Here is a 16,470-nt window from a genome sequence, read left to right on the forward strand (position 1 = left end):
TTCACACTGAATCTTTCCCATCCATCGGAAGGTAGAGCGTGTCCTCTTCCATCTCCGCGCCCGAGGGCATCATCAACCCGCCGATCGACGAGCTTCTCGAGGCCACCGACTCGAAGTACAGCCTCGTGATCTACGCGGCCAAGCGGGCCCGCCAGATCAACGCGTACTACTCGCAGCTCGGCGAGGGCCTCCTCGAGTACGTCGGTCCGCTCGTCGACACCCACGTCCACGAGAAGCCGCTCTCGATCGCCCTGCGCGAGATCAACGCGGGTCTGCTGACGTCCGAGGCCGTCGAGGGCCCGGCGCAGTAAGTAGTATTTTCAGCTTTGAGCTGGCTTTTCCACAGGCCCGGCAGCCCGACTGCCGGGCCTGTGGTCTGCTCGGGGGTGCGGGGGTGCGGGGGTGCGGGGGTGCGGGGGTCGTCCCCCGCTGTGATGCAGCATGGAGTCGTCGGTTCAACGAGTGGGAGTCCCGGTGGACAAGCCGAAGGTCGTTCTGGGGGTCAGCGGCGGCATCGCCGCGTACAAGGCGTGTGAGCTGCTGCGCAGACTCACGGAGTCCGGCCATGACGTCCGGGTCGTGCCGACCGCCTCCGCACTGCACTTCGTCGGCGCCGCCACCTGGTCCGCCCTGTCCGGCAACCCCGTCTCGACCGAGGTCTGGGACGACGTCCACGAGGTCCCGCACGTCCGCATCGGCCAGCACGCCGACCTGGTCATCGTCGCCCCGGCCACGGCCGACACCCTCGCCAGAGCCGCGCACGGCCTCGCCGACGACCTGCTCACCAACACCCTGCTCACGGCCCGCTGCCCGGTGGTCTTCGCCCCCGCCATGCACACCGAGATGTGGGAGCATCCGGCCACTCAGGAGAACGTGGCGACGCTGCGCCGGCGCGGCGCGGTCGTCATCGAGCCCGCCGTCGGCCGCCTCACCGGCGTCGACACCGGGAAGGGCCGACTGCCCGAGCCGGCCGAGATCTTCGAGGTCTGCCGCCGGGTGCTGGCCCGGGGCGTCACCGAGCCGGACCTCGAGGGCCGCCATGTCGTCATCAGCGCCGGCGGCACGCGCGAGCCCCTCGACCCCGTCCGCTTCCTCGGCAACCGCTCCTCCGGCAAGCAGGGCTACGCCCTCGCCCGCACCGCCGCCGCCCGGGGCGCCCGGGTCACGCTGATCTCCGCCAACGCCGCGCTGCCCGACCCGGCGGGCGTGGACGTCGTGCCGGTCGGCACCGCCGTGCAGCTGCGGGAGGCGGTCCTCAAGGCGGCGTCGGACGCCGACGCGGTGGTGATGGCGGCCGCGGTCGCCGACTTCCGCCCGGCGACGTACGCGGCCGGGAAGATCAAGAAGAAGGACGACCAGGAGCCGGAGCCCATCGTCCTGGTGCGGAATCCGGACATCCTCGCGGAGATCTCGACCGACCGCGCCCGCCCCGGTCAGGTGATCGTCGGCTTCGCGGCCGAGACGGACGACGTCCTGGCCAACGGCCGCAAGAAGCTGGAGCGCAAGGGGTGTGACCTGCTCGTGGTGAACGAGGTGGGGGAGCGCAAGACCTTCGGCTCCGAGGAGAACGAGGCGGTGGTCCTGGGCGCCGACGGCAGCGAGACTCCGGTACCGCACGGGCCCAAGGAGGCCCTGGCCGAAACTGTGTGGGACCTGGTGGCGCGACGGCTGGGGGGAAATGTTTGATGCGCTCGGGCCGCACCGGAGGCTTCCTCGATTCCGGTGTGGCGTCCCTGGTCAAGGGCAGGTGACATTGGGCAGAATGCCCGTGCCGCAGGTCACAGCCCTCCCGAGAGGCGAGACAGGGGGTCCGTGACCGGGCGCGACAGATAAACTGTCCTCGGACGACGTCGGGCGCAGCCCCCGTCCCGTCCGCCAATGATCAGCCAGCAGCCGCTGCAACCACAGGGAGCGTTGTGTCCCGTCGCCTGTTCACCTCGGAGTCCGTGACCGAGGGTCACCCCGACAAGATCGCTGACCAGATCAGCGACACCATTCTCGACGCGCTTCTGCGCGAGGACCCGACGTCCCGGGTCGCCGTCGAGACCCTGATCACGACCGGCCTGGTACACGTGGCCGGAGAGGTTACGACCAAGACGTACGCGGACATCGCGACGCTGGTCCGCAACAAGATCCTCGAGATCGGCTACGACTCCTCCAAGAAGGGCTTCGACGGCGCCTCCTGCGGCGTGTCGGTGTCGATCGGCGCGCAGTCCCCCGACATCGCGCAGGGCGTGGACACGGCGTACGAGTCCCGGGTCGAGGGCGACGAGGACGAGCTGGACCGTCAGGGCGCCGGTGACCAGGGCCTGATGTTCGGCTACGCGACGGACGAGACGCCCACGCTGATGCCGCTGCCGATCTTCCTGGCGCACCGCCTGTCCAAGCGCCTGTCCGAGGTCCGCAAGAACGGCACCATCCCCTACCTGCGCCCGGACGGCAAGACGCAGGTCACCATCGAGTACGACGGCGACAAGGCGGTCCGTCTGGACACGGTGGTCGTCTCCTCGCAGCACGCCTCCGACATCGACCTGGACTCGCTGCTGGCTCCCGACATCCGGGAGTTCGTGGTCGAGCCGGAGCTGAAGGCGCTCCTCGACGACGGCATCAAGCTGGACACCGAGAACTACCGCCTCCTGGTCAACCCCACCGGCCGCTTCGAGATCGGCGGTCCGATGGGCGACGCGGGCCTGACCGGCCGGAAGATCATCATCGACACCTACGGCGGCATGGCCCGCCACGGCGGCGGCGCCTTCTCCGGCAAGGACCCGTCCAAGGTGGACCGCTCGGCGGCGTACGCGATGCGCTGGGTCGCCAAGAACGTCGTCGCGGCCGGCCTGGCCTCGCGCTGCGAGGCGCAGGTGGCGTACGCGATCGGCAAGGCCGAGCCGGTCGGCTTGTTCGTCGAGACCTTCGGCACCGCCAAGATCGACACCGAGAAGATCGAGAAGGCCATCGACGAGGTCTTCGACCTCCGCCCGGCGGCCATCATCCGCGACCTGGACCTGCTCCGCCCGATCTACGCCCAGACGGCCGCCTACGGCCACTTCGGCCGCGAGCTGCCGGAGTTCACCTGGGAGCGCACGGACCGGGTGGAGGCGCTGCGGAAGGCGGCGGGGCTGTAGGGCCCGGCGCCACGAGGTCGTAGGAGGCCCGGTTCCCTTCGGGGGCCGGGCCTCGGCGTTTGTCAGGTGTCGTGCGGCCGGTCGAAGTCGGTGTCGACATCCGCCGGCGCCGGTCCGGCACCGTTCGTGTGCGGAGGAGCCTGCGCGCCGCCGAAGCGGCGGCGTATCTCGTCGGCGGTCACCGCGTCCCGGGAGGCGATCGCCATCGCCACCTGATCGGCGACGAGCGCGGCCTCGTCCTCCCCGGGACGGAATCCGACCTTGCGGAAGAAGTCCGAGAACAGATCCGCCGGGGTGGCAAGGTGCTCGAACGGAGTCTCTCCCGGGTCGGGGGCCGCCATGATCCGGTCGTGCTCCGGGCCGGGCGGGTACGCCTCCGGGACCAGGTACCGGAAGGGTTCGTCGACCTCCCGGTCGTTTGCCGCTGAGGAGAGCCGGGCGAGGAGTCCGATGTCCTTGACGGTCTTCTCGACGTGGTCGTCGTTCTTCGCCAGCCACCACACGACCGCGCTGCCCGTGCTCGTGAGGACGTCGTCGCCCAGGTACTCGCGTTTGTTCTGCTCGTACTTGCGCTGGTGCTCCCACACGGCCTCGTCCTTGCGGATCGCCGCCAACCGGTCCAGCCGTTCCTGGTCCTGCTCCGTGAGGGTGAGCTCGACTTCCAACGCCATCGCGTGCAGATGACCGTCGTGGTCCGCCTCCATGACTCCCAGCGCGGCATTGAGCTGATGCTGGACGAGAGAGCTTCTGAAGGGATGCATGGTGGCGGTGATCCGGCCGGCGCGGGCGAGTACGGCCTGCACGGCCAGCGCTCCGGGGTTGATCAACTGGTCGCTCGCCGCAGGGTCGGTCGGGGTCCAGCGCACCCTGGCCGAGAACAGGAAGTCGTAGTCGGCCTCCCTGCTGGGCAGCGGGACCCGGCTCACGTACTGCTCCCGGCGTTCCACGGGTGGGGGAGCCGGTTGCTCGATCAGGGATCCCGGCGGGAACGGATCGCTCCTGCGCGCGCGGATGGCCGAGTACGTCGCGAGGGACCAGGCGGCGAGGAGCACCGCGATCGCGCTCAGCCAGATCCACAGGGGCCAGTGCAGTGTCAGCCCGAGGATGAGGACGAGCAGCGCGCTGATCAGGCTCAGGAACGCCGAGACGGTCTTCTGGCCGGAACTCATGACGGGGACTCCTCCAGGTCGGGCGCGCGATGGGTGAAGCGGGCACGCTGCGCGGTGTTGATCGATTGCAGGAGGTGCGAGGCCAGGTCGGGCGAAACGGTCCGGCGGGCGTCCGCGTAGATGCGGCTGAGCACCGGATAACGCATGTCGGAGGCGTCCACCAGGATGCTCAGCGCCGCCTCGACGAGAGCCTCGCCCTTGGTCCGGTCCGCGGTGACCAGCCAGCGTGTGGTGCAGCGCGCCCAGCGATTCGGGGTGAGCAGATCGAAAGCCATGCGCCAGCAGGAGGTGAGCCACTCCCGTGGCGGTGCGGTGAGGAGGAAGCCGTCGGGCAACCCCGTCAAGTCCAGGAACAGATCCGCGTCGGCGCGGTGATGACGTTCGGCCTGCGCGGTGGCCAGCCTGGCGAGCAGCCGCCGCTGCAGCCGGACGTCCTGGCTGACGTGGTCGAGCAGAGCCCGGCGGGCCACCACGCTCGGGTGCGACTCGTTGCGGGCCAGGTGGTGAAGCCGTACCAGTGCGGGTTCGGGGTGGTGGACCGACATCACCTTCGCGCAGACCTCGACCAGCACGTCGCGCAGATGCTTCGACGGGCGGCCCGTGCTCCAGGCGTAGATCCTCGATCGGAACTCGCCACCGGACCGCTCGTTCTCGAGGCCCCGTTTGAGGAGGTGAGCGGCTGCCCGTACCTCGGTCGCGCGGTGCGCCGAGTCCCGCGTCCACCGTTCGACGAGTTTGGTGAGGCGTTCGGTGTCATCTGTGCTCACACACAGGTCGGTGAATCGCGCCACCAGTTCGGCCAAGTCGGACTCGTCGAGTCCTCGCAGCCTCAAGGCTTTGACCAGCCAGTTGTTGAGCGGCTCCCGAACGTCGGGCAGGTCGGTCCAGAAGCGGTGGCGTGCCGCTTCCGCGACGCCTGGTTCGGTGAAGTGCACCCGTGCGTCCGAGTCGAGTTCGGCTCCCACGGTCTCCAGCCGCAGGGAGAGTCCCTTGTGTTCCAGGAGCGGGCGGTCGTCATGGGTGGAACCCGCCTCATCGACGAGGAGGTTCGTGGCGCGGTGCACCGCCTCGGCGGGTGCGCCTTCCAGCATGGCCGCCGTGAGGAACAGGGCGCGCTGTCTGCCCTTGCGCAGGCCCTGGATGGCCTCGGCGACATCGCGGGTGCGGTCCTTCTGAGCCGCCAGGGCGGCCTCGCACCAGGAGGCGAAGTCGCCCGGCCCACGGGCGGCGACGCCGATTCGTTCCGCCAGCCGGCCCACGTCCCGCAGCGGAGGCCCACTGTCCAAATAGGTGCGCAAGGCGGGAGGTGCCAGATCCCGGACGCTCTCATGGACCCCGGCGAGCCACAGATGCCGGTTGACGGCTTCCCAGGCGTCGGGACGGCCGATCTTCCTGCGGAACTGCGTGAACTGCGGCCCGAGCTGCTCCTCGAACGGGCGCGGCAGGACCAGGGCGAGAAAGGCGCCCTGAGCCAGGACCTCATGCCGGAACCCGGACAGCTCGTCGTGCACCTTGCGCCAGGTCCGCTCGTCCACCGACGTCAGGTCGAGGAGCATACGGTCCTGTTCGCCGACGAGGTCGAGGGAGAGCCACTGCCCGGAGGGCACCTCGGGTTCCTCCGGCGTGAGTTCGTGATAGGTGCCCCTGCCCTGCGGGAGTTCGCACAGCAGGACGCGGGCCGCCGAGCTGCGTCCGCTGCCGGCTTCCCCGTGAAGGATGACCGTGTGCTCGCCCGCCAGGACGTCGTACGCCGCACCCATACCGTCGGGCCGCGCGAACTGTTGCTGCAGTCGAGCGAGTTGATCGTCGGCGACGCGGCGTGGCGTCGACGGGGGAGTCCGCAGGAGCGGCTCGGTTCCGACGTAGACGTTGTAGGTGTCCCCGTTTCGATCGCTCACCGCTCGTCGTCCTCCTCAGGACGCGAGCGGTCGAAGTTCTGCCGGAATCCGCCTTCGACGCCACCCTGAAAGTAGTTGCCGCCGTCGCCCATGCGCACGTTGCTGGGTCCGATGTGGACGGGGCCATGGGCCTCTCGTACGGTGCTGACGTCTCCGTTGACCGTGCCCTGCACGCCAGTTCCGTACGTGTCACCCGCGGTGTTGTGGTGCGTGGCGGAGGGCGGCAGCTCGGTGTGGGCCTCACGGTCGACAGCGGCGAGCTCCGGCACGAGCCTGGCCAGCGTGTCCCCGATCTGCTTCAGGTCGTATTCCTTGTTCTGGTGGTCGTAGCGCAGGCTCTGACAGTCCGTGAGCTTCCTCAGCGGGACGGGCAACTCGTCCTTGGCGGGGCGTTCGGTCCGACGGCCGACCAGGACCGGGATGACACGGATGTCGCACAGGAACGCCTCCTGGATCTCCCTGCGCACCCAGTCGCCGTCGCTCCGCAGTGCGGCGTGCCCTGTCCAGCCGGGGCCTATCAGGGCCAGGAGCACCCCACTGCGGCGCACCCCGTGGATCAGATGGCCGTCGAAGGGCGTGCCGGGCGGGATCGACTTGCTGGCGAAGTAGATCCGATCCTTCCCGAACCGCGCGGACAGGGCTTCCTCGATGGTGGCGGCTGCCTGCTCTCCGTCGCCGGTGCGGTAGTTGATGAAGACGTCGGGCATGACAGAACGACCTCTCTGTAGGAAGGACGAGACGGGAACGTGAGTTCCGCCGCTAGGGCGTGAGGGCGAGGGCGGCCGTGAGACGCGGGGCGATCGCCAGGTACGACCGGCTGCGGGAATGGCGGGACAAAGTGCGCGACAGACGGCGCAGGTCCGTGGCGATGGTCGCGGAGGACACGTTCACGGCGAGTGGGAGCAGTCGCTCGGTGAGCCGGCAGGCGTGGTCGATCTCTCCGGCGCGCGCGTGCGCGAGGGCACGGCGGACGCCGTAGCGGACCTGGGTGCGCCAGGCGTCCGTGGGAAGTCGCGCGCACTCACGGTCGAGGATTTCGGAGGCCGCGCGTGGTCTGCCGAGGTCGACCAGGCACCAGCCCGTGATCATGGACACCGGGTCATCGAGGTGGGTCGTGCCCAGGACCGGTGCCGCGGGGGGCGAGCCCGGATCCGCGGTGAGCAGCTCGCGCGCTCGGTCCAGGCCGCGCATGCAGGCGTCGTGATCACCCGCGAGCGCATGTCCCTGTGCCTCGCGCTGGGCGGCCAGGCCCCGGATGCGCGGAGGCAGCCGGTCGGAGAGCGCGCCTTCGGCCAGGCCGATGGTGTCGTCGGCCTCGCCTCGGTAGTACGTGATCAGTGCTCGGCGCACCAGGGCGTACGACGCGAGATCTCGGTCACCGGAGGCGTCAGCCAGGTCCACGGCATGTGCGGTCCACCGCAACGCGGCGCTCTCGTCGCTCGCCTCTTGCGCCAGCCAGCCCGTGAACTCGGCGAAACGTGCGGCCAGGGCGAGCAGTTCACGGCCGGACCGGGAACCCGTCCGCTCCGCGAGTGCGCGCAGCGCGCGTGTCTGCTCGGCGAGCACGGGGAGGAGGGCGCTCGGAGGCGACATCTGGCCGAGGCGACGGTACTGAGCCAGCAGGGTGCGGTATGTGTCCAGCAACGGCTCGCCCGGGGCCGTGGGGCTGATCGCCGGTCTGTTGGCGGATGCGGATCGGGCGCCGGCGGTCGTCACCTCGTCGCCGGGCCCGACCGACAGGACGGCCGCGGCTCCTACGGCGATCACCTGGCGACGTGAGGGTGGAGTCGGCGATCTCGGGCTGTCCACGTGGGGCACGGCTCCTGCAGTCCCGGAGGCGACCGGATCGCAGTCCAGGGCCTGGACGGCGGAGTCCCTCGGCGGCCGGGCGGGGACCAGGGCGGCGAGCGTGCCGTGTGCGTCGAGCGCGGCGTCGCACAGACGTGCCAGTTCGGGGGACGGGCGCTTGTGGCCGGTCTCGATCTTGCTGAGTTGTCCCTTGCTGTAATGCACCGACGACGCGAGCTGTGTCAGCGTGAGTCCGGCCGCGATGCGCAGACGGCGTAACTCGGCGCCGAACACAGGTGGCTGCTCCAGCACCTGACTCCCCCCTTGGGCCGACGCCCCTGGTCTCCCGGGCCGTCCGATGCCATCAGCGTCAGCCGCGTGAGCGGCTCGAGCAAGACAGGCGGCGGAGTTTCCCGTTTCCAGTTCTGATACCGGGACGGAGGGCATCGGAAAGCGCGGCTCGAACCCGGCGGCCGAAACGGGCACGGAATTGGCTGGAGAGTCGGGCTTGTGGATTCGTATGGTGGTGATCTTCCGGTGCGAAGGGGACGGGTACTTCGGGGCTGTGGCCCCCGCGGGTTCGAATCCCGCCGTCGGCCGGGTGGTCCCGGTGGCGTGGGCGAGTGGTCCAAGGCAGGGGGCGGTCCGTCGCCGTTGGGGAACTCGGGCGCCGTCGGTTGTCAGTGGCGTTTGGTAAGAATGCAAGCGTGAGCAGCGAGAACGGGCAGTCGGGTGGTGGGGCCGAGGGGGCGCCGCCGCCCGAGCAGCTTGCGCTCATTCGGGAGAGTGTGCGCAAGGCCGGTGTGCCCAGGGCCAAGCCGCGGACCTGGCGGGGTGCCGCGCTGGCCAAGGAACTGCCCGTGGCGCGGGTGCTGGTCGACAAGGGTGTGCTGCACCTCGACCGGTACTTCGACTATGCCGTGCCGGAGGAGCTGGACGCGGACGCGCAGCCCGGGGTGCGGGTGCGGGTGCGGTTCGGCGCCGGGCGGCATCGGGTGCGTGAGGGGCGGCGCGAGGGCGGGGGGCTCATCGACGGGTTCCTCATCGAGCGGGTTGCCGAGTCGGACTACTCCGGGCCGCTGGCGGCGCTTGCGCAGGTCGTTTCGCCCGAGCGGGTGTTGAGCGAGGAGTTGCTGGGGCTCGCGCGGGCCGTTGCCGATCGGTACGCCGGAGGGCTGGCCGATGTGCTGCAGCTCGCCGTGCCGCCGCGCAGTGCCCGGGCCGAGCAGCGGCCCTCGCCGGAGCCGCTTCCCGTGCCTGGTCGGCCCGAGGCGGGGTCCTGGGAGCGGTACGAGCGGGGGGCCGGATTTCTGGAGGCGCTCGCCTCCGGGGGTGCGCCGCGGGCCGTGTGGAACGCGTTGCCCGGGCCCGCGTGGAGTGAGGAGATCGCCCGGGCCGTCGTCGCCACGCTGGCCTCGGGGCGTGGGGCGCTGGTCGTGCTGCCGGACGGGCGGGCGGTCGCTCGGGTCGACGCCGCCCTGACTTCGCTGATGGGCAAGGGGCGGCATGCGGTGCTGACCGCCGATGCCGGGCCCGAGAAGCGGTACCGGGAGTGGCTCGCGGTGCGGCGGGGGAGCGTGCGGGCGGTCGTGGGGACACGGGCCGCGATGTTCGCCCCGGTGCGGGATCTCGGGCTGGTCGCCCTCTGGGACGACGGCGACGACAGCCACAGCGAGCAGCATGCCCCGCAGCCCCATGCGAGGGAAGTGCTCTTGCTGCGGGCCGCGCAGGACAAGTGCGGCTTTCTGCTGGGGAGTTGGAGCTGCACCGTCGAGGCGGCCCAGCTCGTGGAGAGTGGCTGGGCCCGGCCCTTGGTCGCCGCGCGCGAGCAGGTGCGGGGCGCGGCTCCGCTCGTACGGACCGTGGGGGACGGGGATCTCGCGCGGGACGAGGCCGCGCGGGCCGCCCGGTTGCCCACCCTCGCCTGGCAGGCGGTGCGGGAGGGGCTGCGGCACGGGCCGGTGCTGGTGCAGGTGCCTCGGCGTGGATATGTGCCGCGGATGGCCTGCGCCAACTGCCGCGTCCCCGCTCGGTGCCGGCACTGCTCCGGGCCGCTGGAGGCGCGGGGCTCCGGGGCCGAGCTGCGATGCGGGTGGTGCGGGCGCGAGGAGGGCTCCTGGCACTGTCAGGAGTGCGGTGGGTTCCGGCTGCGGGCTCAGGTGGTGGGTGCGCGGCGGACCGCCGAGGAGCTGGGGCGGGCGTTTCCCGCCGTTCCGGTGCGGACCTCCGGGCGTGAGCAGGTGCTGGACACCGTGCCGGGCACGCCCTCGCTGGTGGTGAGCACGCCGGGGGCCGAGCCCGTCGCCGAGGGCGGGTATGCGGCCGCGTTGCTGCTGGACGGCTGGGCGATGCTCGGGCGGCCCGATCTGCGGGCGGGCGAGGACGCGCTGCGGCGGTGGATCGGGGCCGCCTCGCTGGTACGGCCGCAGAGTGCCGGGGGGACGGTGGTCGTCCTCGCCGAGCCCACGCTGCGGCCCGTGCAGGCGCTGGTGCGGTGGGACCCCGTCGGGCATGCGGTGCGCGAGCTCGCCGAGCGGGCCGAGCTGGGGTTTCCGCCGGTGTCCCGGATGGCTTCCGTGGCCGGGCCGGGGGAGGCGGTCGAAGAGTTTCTCCGTACGGCCGAACTGCCGCCGGAGGCCGAGGTGTTGGGGCCCGTGCCGCTGCCCGTCACCGCGGTGGGTCGGCCTCGGCGGGTGGGGGCGCCGCCGGCCGGGGAGCAGTGGGACCGGGCGTTGGTCCGGGTTCCGCCAGGGAGCGGGGCCGCGTTGGCCGCCGCGCTGAAGACCGCGCAGGCCGCCCGGATGGCACGCGGGGCGGGGGAGGTCGCGGTGTGGGTCCGGGTTGATCCGCCCGGCATCGGGTGAGGGCGTCGGGGCTGGTGGTGAGGGCTGGGTAGGGCTCTGCCCTCCCGCGTGCGCTTCGGGAGGGCAGAGTACGGGGGCATCAGCCGTTGCGAGGGCCGGGGAACGCCGTGGGCCTGGCCTCGTCGCGCAGGCCGGGGCTGCCTGCCGTCGGCTGCGTCGGCATGGAGCGGGCCGCGGGGACCGTCGGAACCGTGGGGATGGCGGTGGAGACGTTGACCGTCCGGGTGCCCGAGGGCTCGGCCGTGCGCTCCGCCTCGGCCGCGGCCTGGGTGGCGGCGCGGCGTGCGCCGTAACGACGGTGTACCGCCTGCTTGGTGACGCCGAGGGCGGAACCCACCGCGTCCCAGGAGAAGCCGAGTGAGCGGTCGAAGTCCACGGCTGCCGTGACCAGGGTTTCGACACTGTCCCGCAGCTCCTGGGCGAGACGGACCGTCGGGGCGGGGGCGCGTCCGTAGACGACGAAGCCCGTGGAGGGGCCGGAGCGGCGCGGGCGGTAGACGTTGCCCAGTTGCGCGGTGAGTGTGCGCAGTGCGTCCACCTGCCGGCGGACCCGCTCGATGTCCCGCACCAGCAAGTGCAGGCTGGCCCGAGCCTGGGCGTCGTGGGTTGCGTGGTCGGCCATGAACAAGCCTCTCGAACCGGCGTTGAAGGAAAGGGGCCGCGAGTACGGCGGGTGCGGCCCGTTGTGGTCAACTCTTTCTTGACCAACGCGGGAGCGCTCCGCGGGTCACGCAATGGGGGCGTGTGGGCATATGCCTACGCTCCCTTCGGGGGTGCGCGCCTTGGCCGAAGGGCCGGGTCCACCTGGGGGGATTGCTCGTCGTCGCGGCTGATCCGTCCGTGCGGGGGAATCGGGTGCACGCCTTCCGCTGCCGCCGGGGTGAGCCCCCGCGCACAGCGCACATAGACTTGAGCGCTGCCCAGCCAACCCCGCCCGAGAGGCCCGTGCCCACCCATGAAGCTCGTCTTCGCCGGTACCCCCGAGGTCGCCGTTCCCGCTCTGGACGCCCTGATCGCCTCCGGGCGGCACGACGTGGCCGCCGTTGTCACGCGGCCCGACGCGCCGGCCGGGCGCGGGCGCAGGCTGGTGGCGAGCCCGGTGGCCGAGCGGGCGGAGGAGGCAGGGATCGAGGTGCTCAAGCCCGCCAAGCCCCGTGATCCCGAGTTCCTCGAACGGCTCAGGGAGATCGCGCCCGACTGCTGCCCCGTCGTCGCCTACGGCGCCCTGCTGCCCCGCGTCGCCCTCGACGTGCCGGCCCACGGCTGGGTCAACCTGCACTTCTCGCTGCTGCCCGCCTGGCGTGGGGCCGCGCCCGTGCAGCACTCCATCATGGCGGGCGACGAGATCACCGGAGCCTCCACCTTCCTCATCGAGGAAGGGCTCGACTCCGGGCCCGTCTACGGCACCGTCACCGAGGAGATCCGGCCCACCGACACCAGCGGCGACCTGCTGACCCGGCTCGCCCTCGCCGGCGCCGGGCTGCTCGCCGCGACCATGGACGGGATCGAGGACGGCACGGTGAAGGCCGTACCGCAGCCCTCCGAAGGCGTCACCCTCGCCCCCAAGGTCAACGTCGAGGACGCCCGCGTCGACTGGCACGCCCCCTCCCTGCGCGTCGACCGCGTCGTGCGCGGATGCACCCCCGCGCCGGGTGCCTGGACCGTCTTCCGCGGTGAACGGCTCAAGCTCATCCAGGTGCGGCCGGTGCCGGGGCGGGACGACCTCGCGCCCGGCGAGCTCTCCGTCGGGAAGAACAACGTGTACGTGGGGACCGGCTCGTACGCCGTTGAGCTGCTGTGGGTGCAGGCACAGGGGAAGAAGCCGATGCGCGCCGCGGACTGGGCGCGGGGCGTACGGATCGGTGACGGGGAGAGCCTCGGGGCGTGACCGGCCGTACGCCGGGGTGACCGTGCGACGTAGGCTGGTCGTACATCTCGTCCAGTATTCCGGAGCACCTTTTCGTGAGCGACACCTCCCGTCGGCCCCGCAGAACCGGCAAGCCCTACCGACGGCCCAAGAAGGACCCCGTCCGCATGCTCGCCTTCGACGCGCTGCGTGCCGTGGACGAGCGGGACGCGTACGCCAACCTCGTGCTGCCGCCGCTGCTGCGCAAGGCGCGGGAGAAGGGCGACTTCGACGGGCGGGACGCCGCGCTCGCGACCGAGCTGGTGTACGGGACGCTGCGGTGGCAGGGGACGTACGACGCGGTCATAGCCGCGTGTGTGGACCGGCCGTTGCGGGAAGTCGACCCGCCGGTGCTCGACGTGCTCAGCCTGGGTGCGCATCAGCTGCTGGGGACGCGGATTCCCACGCATGCCGCGGTGTCGGCGTCCGTCGAGCTCGCCCGGGTCGTGCTCGGGGACGGGCGGGCGAAGTTCGTCAACGCGGTGCTGCGCAAGGTCGCGCAGGACGATCTCGACGGGTGGATCCAGCGGGTCGCGCCGCCGTACGACGAGGATCCCGAGGACCATCTCGCCGTGGTGCACTCGCATCCGCGGTGGGTCGTCTCCGCGCTGTGGGACTCGCTCGGTGGCGGACGGGCCGGCATCGAGCGGTTGCTGGCGGCCGACAACGAGCGGCCCGAGGTGACACTGGTCGCGCGGCCGGGGCGGGCCACGACCGAGGAACTGCTCGGCGAGGAGGCCGCGGTGGCGGGGCGCTGGTCGCCGTACGCCGTGCGGTTGGCCGAGGGCGGGGAGCCCGGGGCCATCGAGGCCGTGCGGGACGGGCGTGCGGGCGTGCAGGACGAGGGGAGTCAGCTGGTCGCCCTCGCTCTGGCCAACGCTCCGGTCGACGGGCCCGACGAGAGGTGGCTCGACGGGTGTGCCGGGCCCGGCGGGAAGGCCGCGCTGCTCGGTGCGATCGCCGCCGAGCGGGGGGCCGTGTTGCTGGCCTCCGAGAAGCAGCCGCACCGGGCGGGGCTGGTGGCCCGGGCGCTGGCGGGCAATCCGGGGCCGTACCAGGTCATCGCCGCCGATGGGACACGGCCTCCGTGGCGCGGCGGGAGCTTCGACCGGGTGCTGATGGACGTGCCGTGCACCGGGCTCGGGGCGCTGCGGCGGCGACCCGAGGCGCGGTGGCGGCGACGGCCGGAGGATCTGGAGGGGTTCGCGCCGCTGCAGCGGGCGCTGTTGCGTTCGGCTCTCGACTCCGTGCGGGTGGGGGGTGTGGTCGGGTACGCCACGTGCTCGCCGCATCTCGCCGAGACGCGGGCCGTCGTGGACGACGTGCTCAAGGAGCGGGGTGGGGCCGAGCTGATCGACGCGCGTCCGTTGCTGCCCGGGGTACCGGAGTTGGGGGAGGGGCCCGATGTGCAGTTGTGGCCCCATCTGCACGGGACGGATGCGATGTATTTGGCGTTGCTGCGACGGGTGGGGTGAGCCGGCTGATCAATCACCGGAGGGGCTGATCAATCACCGGAGGGGCTGATCAATCACCGGAGGGGCTGATCAATCGCCGGACGGGCTGATTTCCTCCCGCGCCAGCCTGTGCGGCCACCACACCTTCGGGCCCACGTCCAGGAACAACGACGTCACCAGCACCGACCGCACGATGAACGTGTCCAGCAGCACCCCCAGCGCCACCGCGAAGCCGATCTCGGCGAAGGCGACCATGGGCAGGGTGCCGAGGGCGGCGAAGGTGCCGGCCAGGACCAGACCGGCTGAAGTGATGACCGCGCCGGTGGCGGCGAGGCCCGTGAGGACGCCCCGACGGGTGCCCTGGTGGGTGGCCTCCTCGCGGATGCGGGTGGTCAGGAAGATGTTGTAGTCGATGCCCAGGGCCACCAGGAAGACGAAGACGAACAGCGGGAAGTCGGTCGTCTCGCCCGCGTAGTCGAAGAGGTGGCGGAAGGCCAGGGCGCTGATGCCGAGCGCCGCCGCGAAGGACAGGATCACCGTTCCGACCAGCAGCAGCGGGGCCGTCAGGGCGCGCAGCAGTACGGCGAGGATCAGCATCACCACCGCCAGCACCAGCGGGATGATCAGGATGTTGTCGTGGGTCGTCGCCCGGTCCATGTCCAGGAGGGCCGCCGTACCGCCGCCCACCTGGGCGTCGGCGTCCGGGACCGCGTGCACGGCGTCCCGTACGCGCTCGACGGTCTGCTTCGCGGCCTCGCTGTCCGCCGGGGCGGTCATCGTCGCCTCGAAGAGCACCTTGCCGTCGTAGAGCGGTTTCGTGCCCGGCGGCAGGCCCAGGGACTCGGGGACCACGCCCGGTGTGCCGGCGACCGCGCGGCCCACCTGCTGTGCCTGCGCCTGGTCGCTGACGATGACCAGGGGGTCGCCGCTGCCGGCCGGGAAGTAGCGCGCGGAGACCTCCTGGCCGGTGATCGAGTCCGGCTTGTCGGTGAACGCGTCGGCGTTGCTCAGGCCCTCCGCGCGCAACTGGATCAGGCCCAGGGAGCAGATCGCGAGGACCACGGCGGTGATCGCCCACGTCATACGGGGGCGGCGGGCTATGCCGCGGCCCATGCGCGCCCAGACGCCGCGCTCCTCCGGGTTGTCCGTACCGACGTGCGGGATCACCGGCCAGAAGATCCAGCGGCCGACGATGACGAGGAGCGCGGGGAACAGGGTCACCATGGCCAGCAGGCCCACCGCCACGCCGATCGCCGCCACCGGGCCCAGGCCCCTCGTCGAGTTCATCTCCGCCGCCAGCAGCACCAGCATGCTCAGCACGACGGTCGCGCCGGAGGCCAGCACCGCCGGGCCCGCGCGGTGCAGAGCCAGGGCCATCGCGTCGTGGCGGTCCTCGTGACGGCGCAGTTCCTCTCGGTAGCGGGCCACCAGCAGCAGGGCGTAGTCCGTCCCCGCGCCGAAGACCAGGACCGTGAGGATGCCCGCGCTCTGGCCGTTGACCGTCAGGCCCGCGTGTTCCGCCAGCAGATAGATGAAGGCCTGTGCCGTGAACAGGGCGACGATCACGGAGATCAGGGGGACCAGGAGCAGGGTCGGGCTGCGGTAGGTGAGCAGGAGCATCACGATGACGACCGACATCGCCGCGAACAGCAGGGTGGAGTCGATGCCCTCGAACGCCTCGGCGAAGTCCGCCGAGGTGCCGCCCGGGCCCGTGATGTGCACGGCCAGTCCGGCGCCGCCCGCGCCGACGATGTCCCGGATGGAGTCCGCGGCCGGGCCGATGCGCTCCCAGCCCTGCTCGTCCATCGTGATCGGGACCTGGACCTGGGCCGCCCGCGGGTCGGCCTCCCGGTCGAAGACCGGGCCCCGGGTCTCGGCGCCGCGGATGCCGTGGTCGGTGAGCTGTTTGAGCCGGGCCAGGTCCTCGGTGATCGCGGCCCGGTCCTGCGCCGTGAGGCCGCCGTCGCGGGCGTAGACGACGATCGCCGGGATCTGCTGCGGCCGGAAGTTCTCGGAGATCTCGAGGACTTGGGTGGACTCCGCGGACCCCGGCAGCCAGGAGGCCGCGTCGTTGTCCTGCGCGTCGGTCAGCTTCTGGGCGAGCGGTGCCGTCACCAGCAGCACCACCAGCCACAGGACGAGCACGACCCACTTGGAGCGCCGTCCGCAGACCAGCTGCGCGACGCCCCGCCGCGCCGCCTCCGGCTGCTGCTTCTTCTCCTGGATCCCGGTCATGGCCACCCCCGTAGCCCGGTGGCCGCCCAGC

The 16,470-nt window shown here is 71.7% G+C and carries 12 protein-coding genes; 6 read left to right on the top strand and 6 right to left on the bottom strand.

Features of this window, described 5'->3' with window-relative positions; translation table 11 throughout:
* Positions 1-38: 38 nt before the first annotated feature.
* The 3 genes from rpoZ (at position 39) to metK (ending at position 3,125) form a co-directional block, all read left to right on the top strand.
* The gene (gene rpoZ, locus IM697_RS15285; RefSeq protein ID WP_003988945.1) at positions 39-311 is read left to right on the top strand and encodes a DNA-directed RNA polymerase subunit omega; all 273 of its coding nucleotides are present in this window, start codon (positions 39-41) and stop codon (positions 309-311) included.
* Positions 312-474: 163 nt separating this feature from the next.
* Positions 475-1,686, top strand: a complete 1,212-nt coding sequence (gene coaBC, locus IM697_RS15290; RefSeq protein WP_194048230.1) for a bifunctional phosphopantothenoylcysteine decarboxylase/phosphopantothenate--cysteine ligase CoaBC — start codon at positions 475-477, stop codon at positions 1,684-1,686.
* Positions 1,687-1,916: 230 nt separating this feature from the next.
* Positions 1,917-3,125 (top strand): methionine adenosyltransferase, encoded by a 1,209-nt coding sequence (gene metK, locus IM697_RS15295; RefSeq protein ID WP_194048231.1) that lies wholly within the window; start codon positions 1,917-1,919, stop codon positions 3,123-3,125.
* A 62-nt stretch (positions 3,126-3,187) separates the two neighbouring features.
* On the opposite strand, the gene IM697_RS15300 is transcribed toward metK, so the two are convergent.
* The 4 genes from IM697_RS15300 to IM697_RS15315 are packed head-to-tail and all read right to left on the bottom strand — an operon-like array spanning position 3,188 to position 8,292.
* Positions 3,188-4,294 carry a hypothetical protein gene (locus tag IM697_RS15300; RefSeq protein WP_194048232.1) on the bottom strand — a complete coding sequence of 369 codons (1,107 nt, stop codon included), beginning with the start codon at positions 4,292-4,294 and terminating at the stop codon, positions 3,188-3,190.
* The gene (locus tag IM697_RS15305) at positions 4,291-6,192 is read right to left on the bottom strand and encodes a hypothetical protein (RefSeq protein ID WP_194048233.1); all 1,902 of its coding nucleotides are present in this window, start codon (positions 6,190-6,192) and stop codon (positions 4,291-4,293) included. The genes IM697_RS15300 and IM697_RS15305 overlap by 4 nt, the downstream gene beginning before the upstream one ends.
* Positions 6,189-6,899 (bottom strand): toll/interleukin-1 receptor domain-containing protein, encoded by a 711-nt coding sequence (locus IM697_RS15310; RefSeq protein ID WP_194048234.1) that lies wholly within the window; start codon positions 6,897-6,899, stop codon positions 6,189-6,191. Before IM697_RS15310 ends, IM697_RS15305 begins: the two co-directional genes overlap by 4 nt.
* Before the next feature lie 52 nt (positions 6,900-6,951).
* Complete coding sequence (locus IM697_RS15315; protein ID WP_228044678.1) at positions 6,952-8,292, bottom strand: helix-turn-helix domain-containing protein; 1,341 nt, start codon at positions 8,290-8,292, stop codon at positions 6,952-6,954.
* A 395-nt stretch (positions 8,293-8,687) separates the two neighbouring features.
* On the opposite strand from IM697_RS15315, the gene IM697_RS15320 reads away from it, so the two are divergent.
* The gene (locus IM697_RS15320; protein ID WP_194048235.1) at positions 8,688-10,844 is read left to right on the top strand and encodes a primosomal protein N'; all 2,157 of its coding nucleotides are present in this window, start codon (positions 8,688-8,690) and stop codon (positions 10,842-10,844) included.
* 79 nt (positions 10,845-10,923) lie between these two features.
* On the opposite strand, the gene IM697_RS15325 is transcribed toward IM697_RS15320, so the two are convergent.
* On the bottom strand, positions 10,924-11,466 hold the full coding sequence (locus tag IM697_RS15325; protein ID WP_194048236.1) for a hypothetical protein: 543 nt from the start codon (positions 11,464-11,466) through the stop codon (positions 10,924-10,926).
* Positions 11,467-11,799: 333 nt separating this feature from the next.
* Here IM697_RS15325 and fmt point away from each other — a divergent pair, with 333 nt between their 5' ends.
* Both fmt and IM697_RS15335 read left to right on the top strand, forming a co-directional pair.
* Positions 11,800-12,732, top strand: a complete 933-nt coding sequence (gene fmt / locus IM697_RS15330; protein ID WP_194048237.1) for a methionyl-tRNA formyltransferase — start codon at positions 11,800-11,802, stop codon at positions 12,730-12,732.
* A 74-nt stretch (positions 12,733-12,806) separates the two neighbouring features.
* Positions 12,807-14,225 carry an RsmB/NOP family class I SAM-dependent RNA methyltransferase gene (locus IM697_RS15335; RefSeq protein WP_194048238.1) on the top strand — a complete coding sequence of 473 codons (1,419 nt, stop codon included), beginning with the start codon at positions 12,807-12,809 and terminating at the stop codon, positions 14,223-14,225.
* 69 nt (positions 14,226-14,294) lie between these two features.
* Here IM697_RS15335 and IM697_RS15340 read toward each other — a convergent pair whose 3' ends face one another.
* Positions 14,295-16,439 (bottom strand): MMPL family transporter, encoded by a 2,145-nt coding sequence (locus IM697_RS15340; protein WP_194048239.1) that lies wholly within the window; start codon positions 16,437-16,439, stop codon positions 14,295-14,297.
* Between the last annotated feature and the right edge of the window lie 31 nt (positions 16,440-16,470).

Origin of the sequence: Streptomyces ferrugineus, from assembly GCF_015160855.1 — a bacterium.
Classification (GTDB): Bacteria; Actinomycetota; Actinomycetes; order Streptomycetales; family Streptomycetaceae; genus Streptomyces; species Streptomyces ferrugineus.

Bases quoted from the DNA above. Each gene is read 5' to 3' on its own strand.
- IM697_RS15300 (WP_194048232.1), bottom strand. From the start codon at position 4,294: ATGAGTTCCGGCCAGAAGACCGTCTCGGCGTTCCTGAGCCTGATCAGC.
- IM697_RS15310 (WP_194048234.1), bottom strand. From the start codon at position 6,899: ATGCCCGACGTCTTCATCAACTACCGCACCGGCGACGGAGAGCAGGCA.
- IM697_RS15325 (WP_194048236.1), bottom strand. From the start codon at position 11,466: ATGGCCGACCACGCAACCCACGACGCCCAGGCTCGGGCCAGCCTGCAC.
- fmt (WP_194048237.1), top strand. From the start codon at position 11,800: ATGAAGCTCGTCTTCGCCGGTACCCCCGAGGTCGCCGTTCCCGCTCTG.
- IM697_RS15340 (WP_194048239.1), bottom strand. From the start codon at position 16,439: ATGACCGGGATCCAGGAGAAGAAGCAGCAGCCGGAGGCGGCGCGGCGG.